The organism is Streptomyces sp. NPDC086777 (assembly GCF_040702065.1).
In the GTDB taxonomy this organism is placed as follows: domain Bacteria; phylum Actinomycetota; class Actinomycetes; order Streptomycetales; family Streptomycetaceae; genus Streptomyces.
Genome location: NZ_JBFBJI010000025.1, coordinates 65,562 through 82,145 on the forward strand (window position 1 = coordinate 65,562; position 16,584 = coordinate 82,145).

The following is a 16,584-nucleotide window of genomic DNA, read 5'->3' on the forward strand; positions in this document are numbered from 1 at the left end:
CCCCGGTCTGACCCCCCGAACGGCACGACACCCGAGGGAGAGACCCCATGTACCAGCAGATGATCTTCGTGAACCTGGCCACCGCCGACGTCGCCGCGTCGCGGAAGTTCTTCACGGAGCTCGGCTACACGATCAACCCGCAGTTCAGCAACGACGACTGCTCCTGTGTCGTGATCAGCGACACGATCATCGCGATGCTGCTGAGCAAGCAGCGCTACGCCGACTTCACGAAGAAGGAGATCGCCGACTCGACGAAGACCAGCGAGGTGCTGATCTGCCTGAGCGCGGAGAGCCGCGAGAAGGTCGACGAGCTGGTCGAGAAGGCGGTCGCGGCCGGCGGCACGGCCAACGACGACGTCCAGGACCAGGGCTTCATGTACGGCCGTTCCTTCGAGGACCTCGACGGCCACAGCTGGGAGGTCGTGTGGATGGACCCGGCGGCGGTGCAGGGCTGACACCTAGAGTGGGCGGGTGCATCCGACACCCGCCCAGCCGAACCCGCCGCAGCACCGGGCCGCCCGCGACCGTGAGATCGAGTCCCTCGCCGAGTTCGACGAGGTCGTCGCCGCGCACGGCACGCTCGCCCAGTACCGGATCCAGGCCGTCGACCTGACGGACCGTACGGACGTCCTGCTGACCACCGACACCACCGGCGCCGTCTTCCTCGGCTGCCCGATGTCCGCCGAGGCGGCCGCCCGGGCCGGCGCGTCCGGCGCCCTGGTGTTCCCGCCCGTCCCGGACCTCCCCTTCGACCCCTACCGCGCCTTCGTCTACACGCCCGGCGAGCTGTTCGACTCGCTCGACGCGGGCTACGAGGCGACGACGGACGCCCGTTCGTACGCCTGGTTCCAGCAGACCAAGGCGGACGGCGACATATTCGGGTCGATGCTGCGCTCGATCCACGACGACGCGGTCTCCGACGCGCTGGACGAACTCCTCGTCGGCGCCCGGGTGGTGGGCGTGATGGGCGGCCACGCGATGGCCCGCGGCACGGCGGAGTACGCCGGTGCCGCCCGGCTCGGCCGGGAACTGGCGCGGGCCGGCTTCACGGTGGCGACCGGCGGCGGCCCCGGCGCGATGGAGGCGGCGAACCTCGGCGCGTACGCGGCGCCCTTCGGCGACGGGATGCTCGACGAGGCACTGGAACTGCTCGCCAAGGCACCGTCGTTCCGGCCGTCCGTCACCGACTGGGCCCGCGCCGCCTTCGAGGTCCGCGAGCGCTGGCCGGACGGCGGCCCCTCGGTCGGCATCCCCACCTGGTTCTACGGCCACGAGCCGCCGAACGCCTTCGCCGCGCACATCGCCAAGTACTTCGCCAACGCCACCCGCGAGGACGGCCTGCTGGCCCGCTCCAACGCCGGTGTGGTGTTCCTGCCGGGCGCGGCCGGCACCGTACAGGAGATCTTCGACAACGCGACGCCCAACTACTACGAGTCGCGCGGTGAGCCCACCCCGATGGTGCTCGTGAACGAGGCGCACTGGAGCGAGCGGCTGCCGGCCTGGCAGTTGCTGACCTCCCTCGCGGGGGACCGGCCGATGGCGTCCCGTATCGCCCTCGTTGACCGGATCGAGCAAGCTTCACAAGCGCTGAAACGTCTCACCAATTAAACAGAAGGTAAAGTCAACATCTGTGGACCGCATATGCGTTGACACTACTTACGGCGCACTTATAGACCTGAGGGACTCTTGGGGATCCTGATGCCTCACCGTATTGCCGCATCAACGCCCCCTAAGCCCCCCTCAGTTATGCACTCAGTAAGGACAAACGTGTCCATATCCCGCCGCAGTGCACGTCGTTCCGTGCGCGTCCTGGGAGTTGCCGCCGCGTCGGCCGCGCTGGCGCTCAGCGCTTCCGGCTCCGCCCTCGCGTGCAACATCTCCGACTTCTCCGCCGAAGCCACTTGCGACGGCAGCAACGGTGTCATCAACGTCAAGGACATCGACGCCTCCGGTACTTCGGCCACCATCACCGTCTTCCTCGAGAACAACGGCGCCGACGCGAAGCAGGTCGGCGAGGCCAAGACCGTCAAGGGCTCCAAGGGCGGCACCACGGTCTCCTTCTCGGAGGACTGGAAGCCGAACGCGGAGTACCGGGTCCACGTCGTGGTCGACACCAAGGGCATCAAGATCGACAGGGACATCACGCCGAACCTGACGACCCCGTCGACGGCGTGCAAGTCCGAGGAGAGCGCCAGCCCCTCCCCGTCGGACTCGGCCACCCCGTCGCCCTCGGCGTCCGAGACCACCCCGGCCGAGTCGGACTCCCCGACCCCGTCGGCCACGGAGAGCAGCAGCACCGCCCCGGCGACCACGTCGGACAACGCCCCCTCCCCGGCCGTCGGTGAGTCGAACCTCGCCGAGACCGGTGCCAACTCCAACACCGGCCTGATCGCCGGTATCGCCGCCGCGCTCGTGGTGGTCGGCGGTGGGGCCGTCTGGTTCGGCATGCGCCGCCGTGGGGCGCACAGCGGCAGCTGACGCTCCCCTCTCCACACCCGTACACCGTCGAGGCCCGTCCCCGTATCCCCGGGGGACGGGCCTCGGCCGTACCGGCGCAGCCCTCAGTCCAGTACGACGGTCTCCGCCGCGTCGAACTCGACGCCCACCGCGTCCCCGGCCGCCGGCGCCTCCCGCAGCGCGCAGGCCGCCTCCAGCCGGGGGCCGCCGTCCTGGGGCTGAAGGTGGACGGTGACATGGGTGCCCTGGAAGGTGCGGGCGGCCACCGTGCAGGGCAGGCCCGCGTCGGCGGCGACGAGCCGTACCCCCGCCGGCCGCACCAGCAGCGTCCGCGGGCCCTGCGCCGAGCCCTCGGGCACCGGCACCTTTCCCCACGGTGTCACCGCGACCGTTGCCTCGACGGTCGCCGGGACCACGTTGCCGAAGCCGAGGAAGCGGGCCACGAACTCGTCCGCGGGCCGCTGCCAGACGTCGAGAGGCGTGCCGGACTGGGCGATCCGCCCGTCCCGCATCACCACCACCCGGTCGGCCAGCGCGAACGCCTCGCCCTGGTCGTGCGTCACCGCGAGCACGGTCGTCCCCAACCGGCCGAACAGCTCCCGCAGTTCGACGACCAGCCGCTCCCGCAGCGAGCGGTCGAGCTGGCCCAGCGGTTCGTCCAGCATCAGCAGCCGGGGCCGGGGCGCAAGAGCCCGCGCCAGCGCCACCCGCTGCTGCTCACCGCCGGAGAGCCCGGCGACGGCCCGCCCGGCCGCCCCCGGCAGCCCCACCAGTTCCAGCAACTCGGTGACCCGCTCGGCCTGTTGCGCTCGGCCGGCGCCGCGCATCCGCAGCCCGAAGGCCACGTTCCCGCCCACGTCCCGCTGCGGGAACAGCTGGTGGTCCTGGAACATCAGCCCGACGCCCCGCCGGTGCGCCGGCACCCGCGCCTGGTCGTGGCCGTCGAGCAGCACCCGCCCCGAGCCGAGCGGCTGCAGCCCCGCCACCGCCCGCAGCAGCGTGGACTTGCCGCTCCCGCTCGGCCCCAGCACGCACACCACCTCGTGCTCGGCGACCTCCAGGCCGACGGCGTCGAGCACGGCCCGCCCGCCGAACCGCACGGTGGCCTGCTCCAGTTCGAGAAGCGGCATCAGAACTCCCCCGTCCGGTCGGTCCGCAGCCGCTCCAGGACCAGCAGGGCCACCGCGCACACCACCATCAGAATCGTGGAAAGGGCCATCGCCTGGCCGTAGTTGAGATCACCGGGGCGGGAAAGCAGCCGGGCCACGGCGACCGGCAGGGTCGGGTTGTCCGGCCGCGCGATGAACACCGTCGCCCCGAACTCCCCCAGCGACACCGCGAACGCGAAGCCCGCCGCGATCGCCAGCGCCCGCCGCACCAGGGGCAGGTCGACCTCCCGCCACACCCGCCAGGGCGAGGCCCCGAGCACGGCCGCCGCCTCCCGCAGCCGCTCGTCCACCGCCCGCAGCACGGGCAGCATGGTCCGGACGACGAAGGGCACGCCCACCAGCGCCTGCGCGAGCGGGACGAGGATCCAGGACTGGCGCAGGTCCAGCGGCGGCTTGTCGAGCGCGATCAGGAACCCGAAGCCGACGGTCACCGCGGACACCCCGAGCGGCAGCATCAGCAGCGCGTCGAACCCCCGTACCAGGCGCCCCGCGTCCCGCCGGGCCAGCGCGGCGGCGGCGAGAGCGCCGATCACCAGGGCGATCGCGGTGGCTGCGACCGCGTACTGCAGCGAGTTGACGACCGACTCGATCGGCGCGACCAGGAAGGTCCCGCCGTCGGCGTCGCCCAGCGCCCGGTAGTACCCGAACCCGCCGTCCAGTGACCGCTGTACCAGCACGGCCAGCGGCAGCACGAGGAGCACGGCGATGGTGGCGAGCACCCCGCCGAGCAGCGCCCACTGCCCGGCCCCGCGCGGCCGGCGTGCCGTCACCGCCGGGTCCACCAGCCGCAGCGCGCTCTCCCGCCGCCGTACCGTCCACGCGTGCACCGCGAGGATCGCGCCGACCGCGGCGAACTGCACGAGGGTGAGGACGGCGGCCGTGGAGAGGTCGAAGATCTCGGAGGTCTGCCGGTAGATCTCCACCTCGAGGGTGGAGAACGTCGGCCCGCCGAGGATCTGCACCACACCGAAGGAGGTGAAGGTGAACAGGAAGACCATCAGCGCGGCGGCGGCCACGGCGGGCGCGAGCGCGGGCAGCGTGACCCTCCGCCAGGCGGCCGACGGTGAGCCGCCGAGCATCCGGGCGGCTTCCTCCTGCCGCGGGTCCAGCTGGGCCCACAGCCCGCCCACGGTCCGTACGACGACCGCGTAGTTGAAGAAGACGTGCGCCAGCAGGATGGCCCAGACGGTGGTGTCGAGCCGTACGCCCCACAGCTCGTCCAGCAGGCCGCCCCGCCCGACGAGCGCGAGGAACGCGGTCCCCACCACCACCGTCGGCAGCACGAAGGGGACCGTCACCACGGCCCGCAGCACGTGCCTGCCCGGGAAGTCGAGGCGGGCGAAGACGTAGGCGGCGGGCAGTGCGGCCAGCAGGGTGAGCGCGGTGGAGGCGAGCGCCTGCCAGGTGGTGAACCAGAGCACGTGCCGGATGTCGGACTGGCCGACGACGTCAGCGATCCGCCCGAACCGCCACACCCCGTCGACCCTCAGCCCGCGCGTGACGATCGCCGCGACCGGCCAGGCGAAGAAGACGGCGAAGAACGCGACCGGCACGAGCATCAGCCCGAGCCGCGCCGCGCTCCCCGAACGGCCCTTGTGCGGGGCTACTTCAGTACGAGTGACGTCCACGTCTTGACCCACTGGTCACGGTTGGCGGCGATCTTGTCGGGCGCCATGGTCTCGGGGTTCTGGGCGGCGGGCCCGTACTTCGTGAACTCGGCGGGCACGCTCGCGCCCTTGACCACCGGGTACACGAACATGTTCAGCGGCATGTCCTCCTGGAACTTCCTGGAGACCAGGAAGTCGATGAGCGCCTTGCCGCCCTTGGTGTTCCCCGCGTTGCTCAGCAGACCGGCGAACTCGATCTGCCGGAAGCAGGTGCCGGTCGCCACCCCGGTGGGCGCGGTGCTCGGCTTCGGGTCGGCGTAGATGACCTCGGCGGGCGGCGAGGAGGCGTACGACACCACGAGCGGCCGGTCGCCCTTCGCCTTCTTCCCGCCGGCCGAGCCGGAGAACTCCTCGTTGTAGGCCTGCTCCCAGCCGTCGACGACCTTGACGCCGTTGGCCTTCAGCTTCTTCCAGTAGTCCTGCCACCCGCTGTCCCCGTACCGGGCGGCGGACCCGAGCAGGAACCCGAGCCCCGGCGAGGAGGTGGCCGCGTTCTCGGTGACGAGGAGGTTCTTGTACTGCGGCTTGACGAGGTCGGCGTAGGACGACGGCGGGGTCAGCTTGTGCCTGCTGAAGTACGCCTTGTCGTAGTTGACGCAGATGTCGCCGTAGTCAATGGGCGTGACCCGGTGCTTGTCCGCGTCGAGCTGGTAGGCCGTGCCGACCGTGCCGAGGCCCTTCGCCGCGTACGGCTGGAAGAGGCCGTTGTCGAGGGCCCGGGAGAGCAGGGTGTTGTCGACGCCGAAGAAGACGTCGCCCTGCGGGTTGTCCTTGGTCAGGATCGCCTTGTTGACGGCCTGCCCGGCGTCTCCGTCCTTGAGGACCCTGACCTGGTAGCCGGACTCCTTCTCGAAGTCCTGGAGCACGTTCTTGGAGACGGCCCACGAGTCGTGGCTGACGAGGGTGACGGTCCTGGAGTCGGCCTCGGAACCCGACGACGACGAACACGCGGACAGCGTGACGAGGCCGAGCCCGACGGCCGCGGCCAAGAAGGTCCTGGTGTGCACTGGTTCTTTCCTCCTGGGGTGGACCAGGAAGAGACGCGGCCCTGCCCGCGGTGTGCGGGCAGGGCGCAACAGCTTGAGTGATGACCGAACTTCCTACCCAGAATGACCTGGGCGAGGTTCAGAGGGTCTGCGGCCCGGTTGCCGCACTCTCAGCGCTGTGGCGCTCCCCTGTCGGAATATGAAGATGTACCTACGGACCTCAGATTACCGCTCGGTGGCCGCGAGCTGACCACAGGCTCCGTCGATCTCCTGCCCACGGGTGTCCCGGACGGTCACCGGCACACCGTGCGCCTCGATCGCCTCGACGAACGCCTTCTCGTCCTCCGGCCGCGACGCGGTCCACTTCGAACCCGGCGTCGGGTTCAGCGGGATGAGGTTGACGTGCACGGGCTTGCCCTTGAGCAGGCGGCCCAGCCGGTCCCCCCGCCAGGCCTGGTCGTTGATGTCACGGATGAGGGCGTACTCGATGCTGAGGCGCCGGCCGCTCTTCTCGACGTACTCGAACCCGGCGTCGAGGACCTCGCGTACCTTCCACCGCGTGTTCACGGGGACGAGGGTGTCGCGCAGTTCGTCGTCGGGGGCGTGCAGCGAGATCGCCAGCCGGCACTTGAAGCCCTCGTCGGCGAACCGGTGGATGGCCGGGACCAGTCCGACGGTCGAGACGGTGATCCCGCGCTGCGAGAGGCCGAGCCCGTCCGGGGCGGGGTCGGTGAGCGCCCTGATCGCGCCGACCACCCGCTTGTAGTTGGCGAGCGGCTCGCCCATCCCCATGAAGACGATGTTGGACAGCCGCGCGGGTCCGCCGGGGACCTCCCCGTCGCGGAGCGCCCGCATCCCGTCCACGATCTGGTGGACGATCTCGGCGGTCGACAGGTTCCGGTCCAGACCCGCCTGCCCGGTCGCGCAGAACGGGCAGTTCATCCCGCACCCCGCCTGCGAGCTGATACACATGGTCACGCGGTCCGGGTACCGCATCAGCACCGACTCGACGAGCGTGCCGTCGAACAGCCGCCACAGCGTCTTGCGCGTGGTCCCCTCGTCGGTCGACAGATGCCGTACGACCGTCATCAGCTCGGGGAACAGCGCCTCCCGCAGCTTGTCCCGCGACCCCGCCGGGATGTCGGTCCACTGCTCGGGGTCGTGCGCGTACCGCGCGAAGTAGTGCTGCGAGAGCTGCTTGGCACGGAACGGCTTCTCCCCGACCTCGGCCACCGCGTCCTTGCGCTCGGCGGGCGAGAGATCGGCGAGATGCCGCGGCGGCTTCTTGGCACCGCGCGGCGCGACGAAAGTGAGTTCTCCGGGTTTAGGCATGGCCCTATCAGTGTCGCAGATCAACTGAGGTGGCCTGCGACCGAGGAATCCGGCGGGGGTCAGGAGGGGGCGAGGGGCCCGGGGGCTCAGCGTCCTGCCGTCGTGATGATGGCGAAGAGGGCGCCCAGGGGGTCGAGGAACATGGCGAAGCGGCCGATGCCGGGGGCCTCGGTGACCGGGATGAGGACGGTGGCGCCGGACTCGGTGGCGCCGGCGAACGTGGCGTCGCAGTCGGTCACCTCGAAGTACGGATGCCATTCCGGGGTCGATCCGGCGTCGAGGTTGGCCTGGGGCAGCTGCATCAGGCCGCCGTGGGCCGCCGCCGGGCCGCCGCCGGCCGGGGTGAGGATCGTGTAGGTGAGTCCCGGGCCCATCGGCACGTCCCGGGTCTGCCAGGAGAAGACCGACCCGTAGAACGCCTTCGCCGCGTTCGCGTCGGTGGTGTAGAGCTCCGTCCTCGCCAGGCTGCCGGGCACCGCGACGCGGTCCAGGCCCTGGGTCCCGCCCGGCTGCCAGACGGCGAAGTCCGCGCCGGCGGGATCGACGAAGGCGGCCGCCCGCCCGAAGGCGAAGACGTCCGCCGGGGCGATCCGGACGCTGCCGCCCGCCTGCTCCACGGCCTTGGCGGTGGCCTCGGCGTCCGGGGTGTGGAAGTACACCCGCCAGGACGCGCCGGCGCCCTCCCCGGTGAGCGGGGCGAGCCCGGCCACCGTCCCGCCGTCCTGCTCGAAGAAGCCGTAGCCGCCCGCCTCGGGGCCGGCGGACCGGTGCTGCCAGCCGAGGACGGCCGAGTAGAAGGCGGCGCTCGCGTCGGTGTCCGGGGTGCCCAGGTCCAGCCAGTTCGGGGCGCCGGGGGCGTAGGTGGTCGTCAGCATGGCGGGGTCCTCCTCGGGCCTCGACCGTCCTTGCCGGCCCGCGCCGGTCACCAGGTCACAGGCAGCGTACGCGGTCCGCGGATCAGGCCCTGGCGCTGGAACTCGACCTCCTCCGGCGGAACGGCCAGCCGGATGCCGGGAAAACGGGCGAGGACCGATCCGATCATGGTCTCGGCCTCCATACGGGCCATGATCGCGGCCATGCAGTGGTGGGGTCCGTGACCGAAGGCCAGGTGGGGGCCGCCCGCGCGGTCGAAGTCCAGGGCGTCGGGGTCGTCGAAGACCGCGGGGTCGCGGTTGGCGGCGACGTAGGCGTTGTAGACGACGTCACCGGCCCGGATCAGCCGGCCGCCGACCTCGACGTCCTCGACGGCGACCCGCGGGATGCCGACGCCGTTGCGGTGCGGGACGTAGCGGAACAGCTCGTCCACCGCCCTGGGGAGCAGCTCCGGCTCGCGGCGCAGCCGGGCCAGCTGCTCGGGGTGGGTGAGCAGCGCGTACATCATCGAGCCGCTGTTGTTGCGGACCGCGTGGCCGCCGCTGACCTGGATGGCGGTGGCCAGGGAGATCGCCTCGTCGTCGCTGATCTCGCCGTCCGCGGTCGCCCGGGCCAGCACCCCGGCGAGGTCCTCGCGGGGCTCCCCGCGCCGGCTCCGCAGCAGTTCGGCGATCCGGGCCCGGGTGGTCCGGGCGGCCTCCCGGGCGCGCTCCTCGGCGTCGGCCCCGGCGGAGAGCAGCGCCTCGCCGGTCGCCGCCCAGCGGTGCCAGTCCTTCTCGTCGACGCCGAGGAAGTCACGGATCACCGCGATCGGGAAGGGGCCGTGCAGATGCTCCATGAGGTCGGCGGGCGGGCCCGCGGCCGCCATGGTGTCGAGGAGTTCGGCGGCCCTGCGCTCCGCCATCGGCCGCAGCCGCTGCATGGCCCGCCCGGTGAAGGCACGGGCGACGACCCGGCGCAGCCGGTTGTGCCCGGGCGGGTCGATGTACTGCAGGCCGGACGTCTGGGAGGCCACGGGCGCCGGGCGCATGCTGGTGATGTCACGGCCGACGACCGCCTCCCGCGAGAAGCGCGGGTCGGAGGTGACGAAGCGGACGTCCTCGTACCGGGTGACCAGCCAGGCCTCGCCCTCGCCGTACGCGAGTCTGATCCGGGTGACCGGCTCCTCGCGCATCACCTCGTCCAGGAACGGGTCCGGGTCGAGCGCGGGCAGATCGCCGACCGGCCAGAACCGCACCGGCGGCGGAGGCGGGATTGGCGACGGGGCGGCGGGCGGGGCCGGGTCGAGGGGCATGGGCACACTCCCTGCGCGTCGGAGGAGTCGGCGTCCTCACGGGAAGTCTGCCTCCCGCCGGAACGGCCCTGCGATTTCTGCTGCGTCATCCGGGGCCGACATGCCACCGGGCCCCCGCCCTGCGAAGGACGGGGGCCCGGCTACGACAGTGGTACGCCGCACGCTGCCGACGGTTCTGTGGATCGGCGGGCGTCGGGCCCGGTCAGCCGCTGCCGACGAACAGCACCATCAGCAGCCACACCACCGGAGCCGTGGGCAGCAGGGAGTCCAGCCGGTCCATGATGCCGCCGTGGCCCGGCAGCAGCGTGCCCATGTCCTTGATGCCCAGGTCCCGCTTGATCATGGACTCGCCGAGGTCGCCGAGCGTGGCGCTGGCCGCGACCGCGAGGCCCAGCAGCAGGCCCTGCCACCAGGTGCCGTCGTCGATCAGGAACTGCATGCACAGCGCGCCCGCGACCATCGCGAACAGCACCGCGCCGACCAGGCCCTCGCGGGTCTTGCCGGGGCTGATGCGCGGCGCGAGCTTGTGGGTGCCGAAGCGCCAGCCGACCGCGTAGGCGCCGGTGTCGCTGACCACCGTGAGGAGCAGGAAGGTCAGCACCCGGAAGGGGCCGTCCTTCGCGGTGAGCATCATCGCGACGAAGGTCGCCAGGAACGGGACGTAGAAGGCCGCGAAGAGTCCCGCCGTGACGTCCCTGAGATAGCCCTCCGGCGGTTCCGTCATCCGCCAGACCAGGACCGCGAGACCGGTGAGTGCGAGAGCGACCCACGCGCCCTCCGCGCCCCGGGCGTAGCCGGCGACCACCATCGCGGCGCCGCCCAGCGCCAGCGGGACCAGGGGTGCCTTGATGCCCTTGCGCTCCTGGAGCCGACTGGTCAGTTCCCACAGGCCCACCACGACGGCGACCGCCACGACACCGACGAAGACGGCCTTGACGACGAACAGGGACGCCACGATCACGACGCCCAGTCCGACGCCGACTCCTATGGCCGCGCCCAGGTCGCGTCCCGCGCTCTTCTTCTGCGGCGCGGGGGCCGGCTGTGGGGCGTCGGGCATGGGCTCCGGATTCTGCGGCGCCGCCGCGTGAGGCAGGGGCTGCGCCGACGGTGTGTCGTGGCGGAACGTCTCGTCTCGGAACAAGGGGCCGCCCGGCCGGGCGGCCCCCCTGTCACCGTCCTGGTCCGAGCCGTACGCGGGTACGTCGTCGGGCACGATGGGCATGGGGCGAGTCTGCTGCGCGTTCTGCGCATCGTACGCGGGACCCGCCGGGGCGACTCCCTGGACATGCCCCTGGTCATAGCCGTGGACGTGGCCCGTGCCGTACCCCTGGCCGGGACCCTGCGCAGGGCCGGCGCCCGTGCCGTACCCCGGGCCGGAGCCGTGGGCCGGGCCGGGGCCGTACCCCGGGCCGGAGCCGTGGGCCGGGCCGGGGCCGTATCCCTGACCGGAGCCGTGGTCGTACCCCTGGCCGGAGCCGTGGTCGTACCCCTGGCCGGTGCCCTGATCGGCCGGTTCCCAGTACCCGGCCGGTGGTCCGGCCTGCCCGGGCTGCGGCCCGGCGTGCGGCGGGGCTCCCCAGGATGAGTCGTTCATCAGACTTCGAGAAGCTCCGCTTCCTTGTGCTTGAGGAGCTCGTCCACCTGTGCGACGTACTTCGCGGTGGTGTCGTCGAGCTCCTTCTCGGCGCGGCGGCCCTCGTCCTCGCCGACCTCGCCGTCCTTGATCAGCTTGTCGATGGCGTCCTTGGCCTTGCGGCGGACGGAGCGGATGGAGACCTTGGAGTCCTCCGCCTTGCCCTTGGCGACCTTGATGTAGTCGCGGCGGCGCTCCTCGGTGAGCTCGGGGAACACCACCCGGATGATGTTGCCGTCGTTGCTCGGGTTGACGCCCAGGTCCGAGTCGCGGATGGCCTGCTCGATGTTGCGCAGGGCCGTCTTGTCGAACGGGGTCACGACCGCCATGCGCGGTTCCGGCACGGAGAACGAGGCCAGCTGGTTGATCGGCGTCGGCGCGCCGTAGTAGTCGGCCACGATCTTGTTGAACATCGCCGGGTGCGCACGGCCGGTGCGGATCGCGGCGAAGTCCTCCTTGGCGACCACGACGGCCTTCTCCATCTTCTCCTCGGCTTCGAGGAGGGTCTCTTCGATCACCACTTGCTCCTGCGTGTCTTGAGTAAGGCCCGGCTGCGGTTCCGTCTGCGGGGCGGCGGCCGGCTGCGTCGCGTCTTCATTCCCCGACGGTTCCCGACCGGCAGGACATTGTCCATCCCCCGGTCAGGGTCCGTCAGGCGGTGCCGGTCAGTCCCGGCTGCCCTGGTCACCCACCAGCGTGCCGATCTTCTCACCCTTGACGGCGCGCGCGATATTGCCCTCCGCCAGCAGCTCGAACACCAGGATCGGCAGCTTGTTGTCGCGGCAGAGCGTGATCGCGGTGGCGTCGGCGACCTTGAGCTCGCGGGTGATGACCTCGCCGTAGCCGAGGGAGTCGAACTTGACGGCGTCGGGGTTGGTCTTGGGGTCGGAGTCGTAGACCCCGTCCACGCCGTTCTTGCCCATGAGCAGCGCCTCGGCGTCGATCTCCAGGGCGCGCTGGGCGGCGGTGGTGTCGGTGGAGAAGTACGGCATGCCCATACCGGCGCCGAAGATGACCACGCGGCCCTTCTCCAGGTGGCGCACGGCGCGCAGCGGGATGTACGGCTCGGCGACCTGCCCCATGGTGATCGCGGTCTGCACCCGGCTGTCGATGCCCTCCTTCTCCAGGAAGTCCTGGAGGGCGAGGCAGTTCATGACGGTGCCGAGCATGCCCATGTAGTCGGAGCGGGCCCGGTCCATGCCGCGCTGCTGGAGCTCGGCGCCGCGGAAGAAGTTGCCGCCGCCGATGACGACGGCGACCTCGGCGCCGTCGCGGACGACGGCCGCGATCTCACGGGCGATCTTGTGCACCACGTCGGGGTCCACGCCCAGGCCGCCGCCACCGGAGAAGGCCTCTCCGGACAGCTTCAGCAGAAACCGGCCGCGCACTTTGCCGTCGTCGCTCTTCTGGGCCTTGGTGGTCATGGAGATCCCGCCTCTTTCACGTGGTGCACATACAAAGAAGACCATTGCCGGTGGGGTCGCTTTTCGCTGCCCATGCGCGGCAATGGCCTCCTCGTCAGATCTGCCGCCGTCCGTCACGTCCCTGGGTGTGGCGGTGTGTACGGACGACTGCTGTCGACCGACCCTATCGGGATTTCCCCGCGGGTCGCGCGTCGATCGCGGTACGGACTCAGATGCCGACCTTGATGCGCGTGAAGCGCTTCAGGGTGACACCGGCCTCGTCCAGGACCTTCTGGACCGACTTCTTGTTGTCCAGCGCGTACGGCTGGCCGAGCAGCGTGGCGTCCTTGAAGAAGCCGTTGAGGCGACCCTCGACGATCTTCGGCAGGGCGGCCTCCGGCTTGCCCTCGGCGCGGGTGGTCTCCTCGGCGACGCGGCGCTCGGTCTCGACGACCTCGGCCGGCACGTCCTCCTTGGCGAGGTACTTCGGCGCGAAGGCGGCGATGTGCTGGGCGACGCCCTTGGCGATCTCGGCGTTCGGCTTGTCGAGCTCGACGAGGACACCGATCTGCGGGGGCAGGTCGGGCATCGTGCGGTGCATGTACGCGGTCACGTAGCCGTCGGCGTACTGCGCGAAGCGGTCCAGGACGATCTTCTCGCCGAGGTTCGCGTTGGCCTCGTCGACGTACGCCTGGACGGTCTTGCCGGGCTCGATCTCGGAGGCGAGCAGGGCCTCCAGGTCCGCCGGGGCGGTCTTGGCGACGTGCTCGGCGATGGTGTTGGCGACGGCCTGGAACCTGTCACCCTTGGCGACGAAGTCCGTCTCGCACTTCAGCTCGACGAGGACGCCGGAGGAGTTGTCGTCGGCGATGATCGAGACCACGGCGCCGTTCTCGGCAGAGCGGCCCTCACGCTTGGCGACGCCCTTCTGGCCCTTGATCCGGAGCGCCTCGACAGCCTTGTCGACGTCGCCCGCGGCCTCGTCCAGGGCCTTCTTGCAGTCCATCATGCCGGCGCCGGTGAGCTCGCGGAGCTTCTTGACGTCAGCGGCGGTGTAGTTCGCCATGAGTCGTTAAGTCTTTCTCGAAGTCGGGAGATCTGCCCGATCCACGAACCACACGTAGATGTGGAGCGCGAATCTATGGGTGAACGGCGGGGGCGTACGGGGTGTCGCCGCCCCCGCCGTCAACGCTGACGGGTCAGGCCTGCTCGGCGTCCGCGGCCGGCGCCTCGGCAGCGGCCTCGGCGGCGGGGGCCTCGGCAGCGGCCTCGGCGGCGGGGGCCTCGGCCTGCTCGGCGTCGGCGACCTTCTCGGTCTCGGCGGAGGTCTGGACCTCGGCGTCGTCCGCCTTCTTCTCGCCCTCGAGCAGGTCGCGCTCCCACTCGGCGAGCGGCTCGCCGGCGGCCTTCTCGCCCTTGTCGCCGGTGGCGACGCGCGAGCGGCTGATGAGGCCCTCGGCGACGGCGTCGGCGATCACGCGGGTGAGCAGGGTGACGGAGCGGATCGCGTCGTCGTTGCCCGGGATCTTGTAGTCGACCTCGTCGGGGTCGCAGTTGGTGTCGAGGATCGCGACGACCGGGATGTTGAGCTTCCGGGCCTCACCGACCGCGATGTGCTCCTTCTTGGTGTCCACGATCCAGACGGCGCTGGGCACCTTCTGCATCTCGCGGATACCACCGAGGGTCTTCTCCAGCTTGGCCTTCTCGCGCGAGAGCACGAGAAGCTCCTTCTTGGTCAGACCGGACGCGGCGACGTCCTCGAAGTCGATCTGCTCGAGCTCCTTGAGGCGCTGCAGACGCTTGTAGACGGTCGAGAAGTTGGTGAGCATGCCGCCCAGCCAGCGCTGGTTGACGTAGGGCATGCCGACGCGGGTGGCCTGCTCGGCGATGGCCTCCTGCGCCTGCTTCTTCGTGCCGACGAACATGACCGTGCCGCCGTGGGCGACGGTCTCCTTGACGAACTCGTAGGCGCGGTCGATGTACGACAGCGACTGGAGCAGGTCGATGATGTAGATGCCGTTGCGCTCGGTGAAGATGAAGCGCTTCATCTTCGGGTTCCAGCGACGGGTCTGGTGACCGAAGTGGACGCCGCTCTCCAGCAGCTCCCGCATCGTGACGACGGCCATGGCCGTATCTCCTTGAATTTCTCGGTTGTGCCGCGGGTGCCGGACGGCTCCCGCGCCTGACGCCCGTGCGCGCTGTGCCACGAAGGACCGAGAAGCGCTGACACCGGCTGGTGAAGGCCGGATGTCGGGGCGTGCGAAGTCGACCCGGTGACCCGGATCGCCAAGGGAAGTGTACGGGACCGGGAGGGCGCCGGGTGACGCCGCTGTCCACAACTCGGGAGTAATCCACAGGTACCGGCCATGATCGGCGTGGGCGGGGGACCGTGTGGCCATGGTGGTCATGCGACGCGCGATGCGATGGATGTGGGCGGCGACGGCGTTGCCGCTGGCCCTGGGAGCGACCGCGGCCCGGGCCCGGGTCGGGGCGGACGGTCCGCCGCCCCCGGCCGGGCCGCCCGTGCCGGCGGTCGCCCGCGCCTGGCCGGTGGGGGTACGGCCACCGGTCCTGCGCGGCTGGGAACCTCCGGCGACGGTGTACGGCCCCGGGCACCGGGGGGTCGATCTGGGCGCGGCCGCGGGCGCGCCGGTACGGGCGGTGGCGGCGGGACGGGTCTCCTACGCGGGGCGGGTGGCGGGGCGGGGCGTGGTGTCGGTGGCCCTGACGGGGACCGACCTGCGCACGACCTACGAGCCGGTGTCGGCGTCGGTGGAGAAGGGGCAGGAGGTGGCGGCGGGGGAAGTGGTGGGGACGGCGGAGCCGGGGGGCGCGCACTGTGGTACTCGCTCGTGTCTGCACTGGGGGCTGCTCAGGGGGGACGCGTATCTGGATCCGTTGCTGCTGTTGCCGCCGTGGTTGTTGAACGCGGGGCCGTCGAGGTTGCTGCCGGTGTTGGGGGTTCCGCTGCCGGAAGGATGAGCCGGGGGTTCGCCGCCGGAGGGGTGGCGGGGTCGGTCGCACGACTGCGGATGCGTGGGGGTTGCTCGCGCAGTTCCCCGCGCCCCTTACGGGGCGCCGCAGTCACGTCGGCTCCAGAGCTGCGGGCAGGCGTGCCGCAGGGCCGCTCGGGTGGGCGGCCGGGGGTCCCTCCCGCCGAAGGCTGGGGGAGGCACTCTGCAAGCGCCGGTGAGCGTCCCCACCCCCGACCTCAGCCCTGCACACCCCGCAAAGCCATGGCGACGGCCGCCTCGGTGATCACTACCGGGTCCTCCGCCGCCCCCAGCTCGATCCGCCGTACCGCGGCGTCCACGACACCCTGTACCAGCATGGCCGCGAGCCGTGGCTGCTCATGCCCGAGCTCCCCGAGCGCCTCCACGATCATCGCGACCAACCCGCCGTGCGCGGCCCGGATCTTCTCGCGTGCCCCCGCGTCCAGCTCGCTCGCCGAGATCGCGACCACCGCCCGGTGCCGCCGGTCCCCGACCAGGGCGAGCTGCTGCCGCACATAGGCCTCGACCTTGCCCTCGGCGGAACCCGCCCGCTCCATCGCCGCCTCGACCTCCGCCGCCCACACGGGGAAGTCGGCCTCGCACAGCTCCTCGACCACGGCGGCCCGGGAACGGAAGTACTCGTAGACGGACGACCGGGCCAGCCCCGTGCGCTCGGCGAGCGCGGGGAAGGTCAGCGCCTCCGTCCCGCCCTCGGACAGGAGGGACCGCGCCGCGTCCAGCAGGGCGGCTCGCTGCATCGACCGGTGCTCGGCCACG

General features: G+C 71.3%; 16 protein-coding genes and 1 riboswitch. Of the genes, 4 read left to right on the top strand and 12 right to left on the bottom strand.

Features of this window, described 5'->3' with window-relative positions; translation table 11 throughout:
- Positions 1-47 precede the first annotated feature (47 nt).
- From AB0472_RS30520 to AB0472_RS30530, 3 genes are all read left to right on the top strand, one after another.
- On the top strand, positions 48-455 hold the full coding sequence (locus AB0472_RS30520) for a VOC family protein (RefSeq protein ID WP_366361082.1): 408 nt from the start codon (positions 48-50) through the stop codon (positions 453-455).
- A 16-nt stretch (positions 456-471) separates the two neighbouring features.
- On the top strand, positions 472-1,608 hold the full coding sequence (locus AB0472_RS30525) for a Rossmann fold nucleotide-binding protein (protein ID WP_366361084.1): 1,137 nt from the start codon (positions 472-474) through the stop codon (positions 1,606-1,608).
- A 138-nt stretch (positions 1,609-1,746) separates the two neighbouring features.
- Entirely contained in the window at positions 1,747-2,478 is a 732-nt protein-coding gene (locus AB0472_RS30530; RefSeq protein WP_366361086.1) for an LAETG motif-containing sortase-dependent surface protein, read from the top strand.
- 83 nt (positions 2,479-2,561) lie between these two features.
- On the opposite strand, the gene AB0472_RS30535 is transcribed toward AB0472_RS30530, so the two are convergent.
- From AB0472_RS30535 to rpsB, 11 genes are all read right to left on the bottom strand, one after another.
- Complete coding sequence (locus tag AB0472_RS30535) at positions 2,562-3,587, bottom strand: ABC transporter ATP-binding protein (RefSeq protein ID WP_366361088.1); 1,026 nt, start codon at positions 3,585-3,587, stop codon at positions 2,562-2,564.
- Entirely contained in the window at positions 3,587-5,185 is a 1,599-nt protein-coding gene (locus tag AB0472_RS30540; protein ID WP_366361187.1) for an iron ABC transporter permease, read from the bottom strand. Before AB0472_RS30540 ends, AB0472_RS30535 begins: the two co-directional genes overlap by 1 nt.
- Before the next feature lie 44 nt (positions 5,186-5,229).
- Entirely contained in the window at positions 5,230-6,300 is a 1,071-nt protein-coding gene (locus AB0472_RS30545) for a thiamine ABC transporter substrate-binding protein (protein WP_366361090.1), read from the bottom strand.
- Between the two features lie 72 nt (positions 6,301-6,372).
- Positions 6,373-6,480, bottom strand: a riboswitch (TPP riboswitch).
- Between the two features lie 24 nt (positions 6,481-6,504).
- Positions 6,505-7,611 carry a 23S rRNA (adenine(2503)-C(2))-methyltransferase RlmN gene (gene rlmN, locus AB0472_RS30550; protein ID WP_366361091.1) on the bottom strand — a complete coding sequence of 369 codons (1,107 nt, stop codon included), beginning with the start codon at positions 7,609-7,611 and terminating at the stop codon, positions 6,505-6,507.
- A gap of 86 nt (positions 7,612-7,697) precedes the next feature.
- Positions 7,698-8,486, bottom strand: a complete 789-nt coding sequence (locus AB0472_RS30555) for a VOC family protein (protein WP_366361093.1) — start codon at positions 8,484-8,486, stop codon at positions 7,698-7,700.
- Between the two features lie 47 nt (positions 8,487-8,533).
- On the bottom strand, positions 8,534-9,778 hold the full coding sequence (locus tag AB0472_RS30560) for a cytochrome P450 (RefSeq protein ID WP_366361095.1): 1,245 nt from the start codon (positions 9,776-9,778) through the stop codon (positions 8,534-8,536).
- 202 nt (positions 9,779-9,980) lie between these two features.
- Positions 9,981-11,372 carry a phosphatidate cytidylyltransferase gene (locus tag AB0472_RS30565; RefSeq protein ID WP_366361097.1) on the bottom strand — a complete coding sequence of 464 codons (1,392 nt, stop codon included), beginning with the start codon at positions 11,370-11,372 and terminating at the stop codon, positions 9,981-9,983.
- Entirely contained in the window at positions 11,372-11,929 is a 558-nt protein-coding gene (gene frr / locus AB0472_RS30570) for a ribosome recycling factor (RefSeq protein WP_089098486.1), read from the bottom strand. The genes AB0472_RS30565 and frr overlap by 1 nt, the downstream gene beginning before the upstream one ends.
- A gap of 147 nt (positions 11,930-12,076) precedes the next feature.
- Positions 12,077-12,835 carry a UMP kinase gene (pyrH, locus tag AB0472_RS30575; RefSeq protein ID WP_093498830.1) on the bottom strand — a complete coding sequence of 253 codons (759 nt, stop codon included), beginning with the start codon at positions 12,833-12,835 and terminating at the stop codon, positions 12,077-12,079.
- A gap of 208 nt (positions 12,836-13,043) precedes the next feature.
- Positions 13,044-13,880, bottom strand: a complete 837-nt coding sequence (tsf, locus tag AB0472_RS30580; RefSeq protein WP_366361100.1) for a translation elongation factor Ts — start codon at positions 13,878-13,880, stop codon at positions 13,044-13,046.
- A gap of 133 nt (positions 13,881-14,013) precedes the next feature.
- Complete coding sequence (gene rpsB, locus AB0472_RS30585; protein WP_366361102.1) at positions 14,014-14,940, bottom strand: 30S ribosomal protein S2; 927 nt, start codon at positions 14,938-14,940, stop codon at positions 14,014-14,016.
- A gap of 271 nt (positions 14,941-15,211) precedes the next feature.
- Here rpsB and AB0472_RS30590 point away from each other — a divergent pair, with 271 nt between their 5' ends.
- Complete coding sequence (locus AB0472_RS30590; RefSeq protein WP_366361104.1) at positions 15,212-15,796, top strand: M23 family metallopeptidase; 585 nt, start codon at positions 15,212-15,214, stop codon at positions 15,794-15,796.
- A 229-nt stretch (positions 15,797-16,025) separates the two neighbouring features.
- On the opposite strand, the gene AB0472_RS30595 is transcribed toward AB0472_RS30590, so the two are convergent.
- Complete coding sequence (locus tag AB0472_RS30595; RefSeq protein WP_366361189.1) at positions 16,026-16,583, bottom strand: helix-turn-helix domain-containing protein; 558 nt, start codon at positions 16,581-16,583, stop codon at positions 16,026-16,028.
- Between the last annotated feature and the right edge of the window lies 1 nt (position 16,584).

What these genes read in the sequence shown, in the direction of transcription:
- rpsB (WP_366361102.1), bottom strand. Translation starts at nt 14,940, where the DNA reads ATGGCCGTCGTCACGATGCGGGAGCTGCTGGAGAGCGGCGTCCACTTC.
- tsf (WP_366361100.1), bottom strand. Translation starts at nt 13,880, where the DNA reads ATGGCGAACTACACCGCCGCTGACGTCAAGAAGCTCCGCGAGCTCACC.
- rlmN (WP_366361091.1), bottom strand. Translation starts at nt 7,611, where the DNA reads ATGCCTAAACCCGGAGAACTCACTTTCGTCGCGCCGCGCGGTGCCAAG.
- AB0472_RS30590 (WP_366361104.1), top strand. Translation starts at nt 15,212, where the DNA reads ATGGTGGTCATGCGACGCGCGATGCGATGGATGTGGGCGGCGACGGCG.
- AB0472_RS30520 (WP_366361082.1), top strand. Translation starts at nt 48, where the DNA reads ATGTACCAGCAGATGATCTTCGTGAACCTGGCCACCGCCGACGTCGCC.
- AB0472_RS30530 (WP_366361086.1), top strand. Translation starts at nt 1,747, where the DNA reads ATGCACTCAGTAAGGACAAACGTGTCCATATCCCGCCGCAGTGCACGT.
- pyrH (WP_093498830.1), bottom strand. Translation starts at nt 12,835, where the DNA reads ATGACCACCAAGGCCCAGAAGAGCGACGACGGCAAAGTGCGCGGCCGG.
- AB0472_RS30555 (WP_366361093.1), bottom strand. Translation starts at nt 8,486, where the DNA reads ATGCTGACGACCACCTACGCCCCCGGCGCCCCGAACTGGCTGGACCTG.
- AB0472_RS30535 (WP_366361088.1), bottom strand. Translation starts at nt 3,587, where the DNA reads ATGCCGCTTCTCGAACTGGAGCAGGCCACCGTGCGGTTCGGCGGGCGG.
- AB0472_RS30565 (WP_366361097.1), bottom strand. Translation starts at nt 11,372, where the DNA reads ATGAACGACTCATCCTGGGGAGCCCCGCCGCACGCCGGGCCGCAGCCC.
- AB0472_RS30540 (WP_366361187.1), bottom strand. Translation starts at nt 5,185, where the DNA reads ATGCTCGTGCCGGTCGCGTTCTTCGCCGTCTTCTTCGCCTGGCCGGTC.
- AB0472_RS30560 (WP_366361095.1), bottom strand. Translation starts at nt 9,778, where the DNA reads ATGCCCCTCGACCCGGCCCCGCCCGCCGCCCCGTCGCCAATCCCGCCT.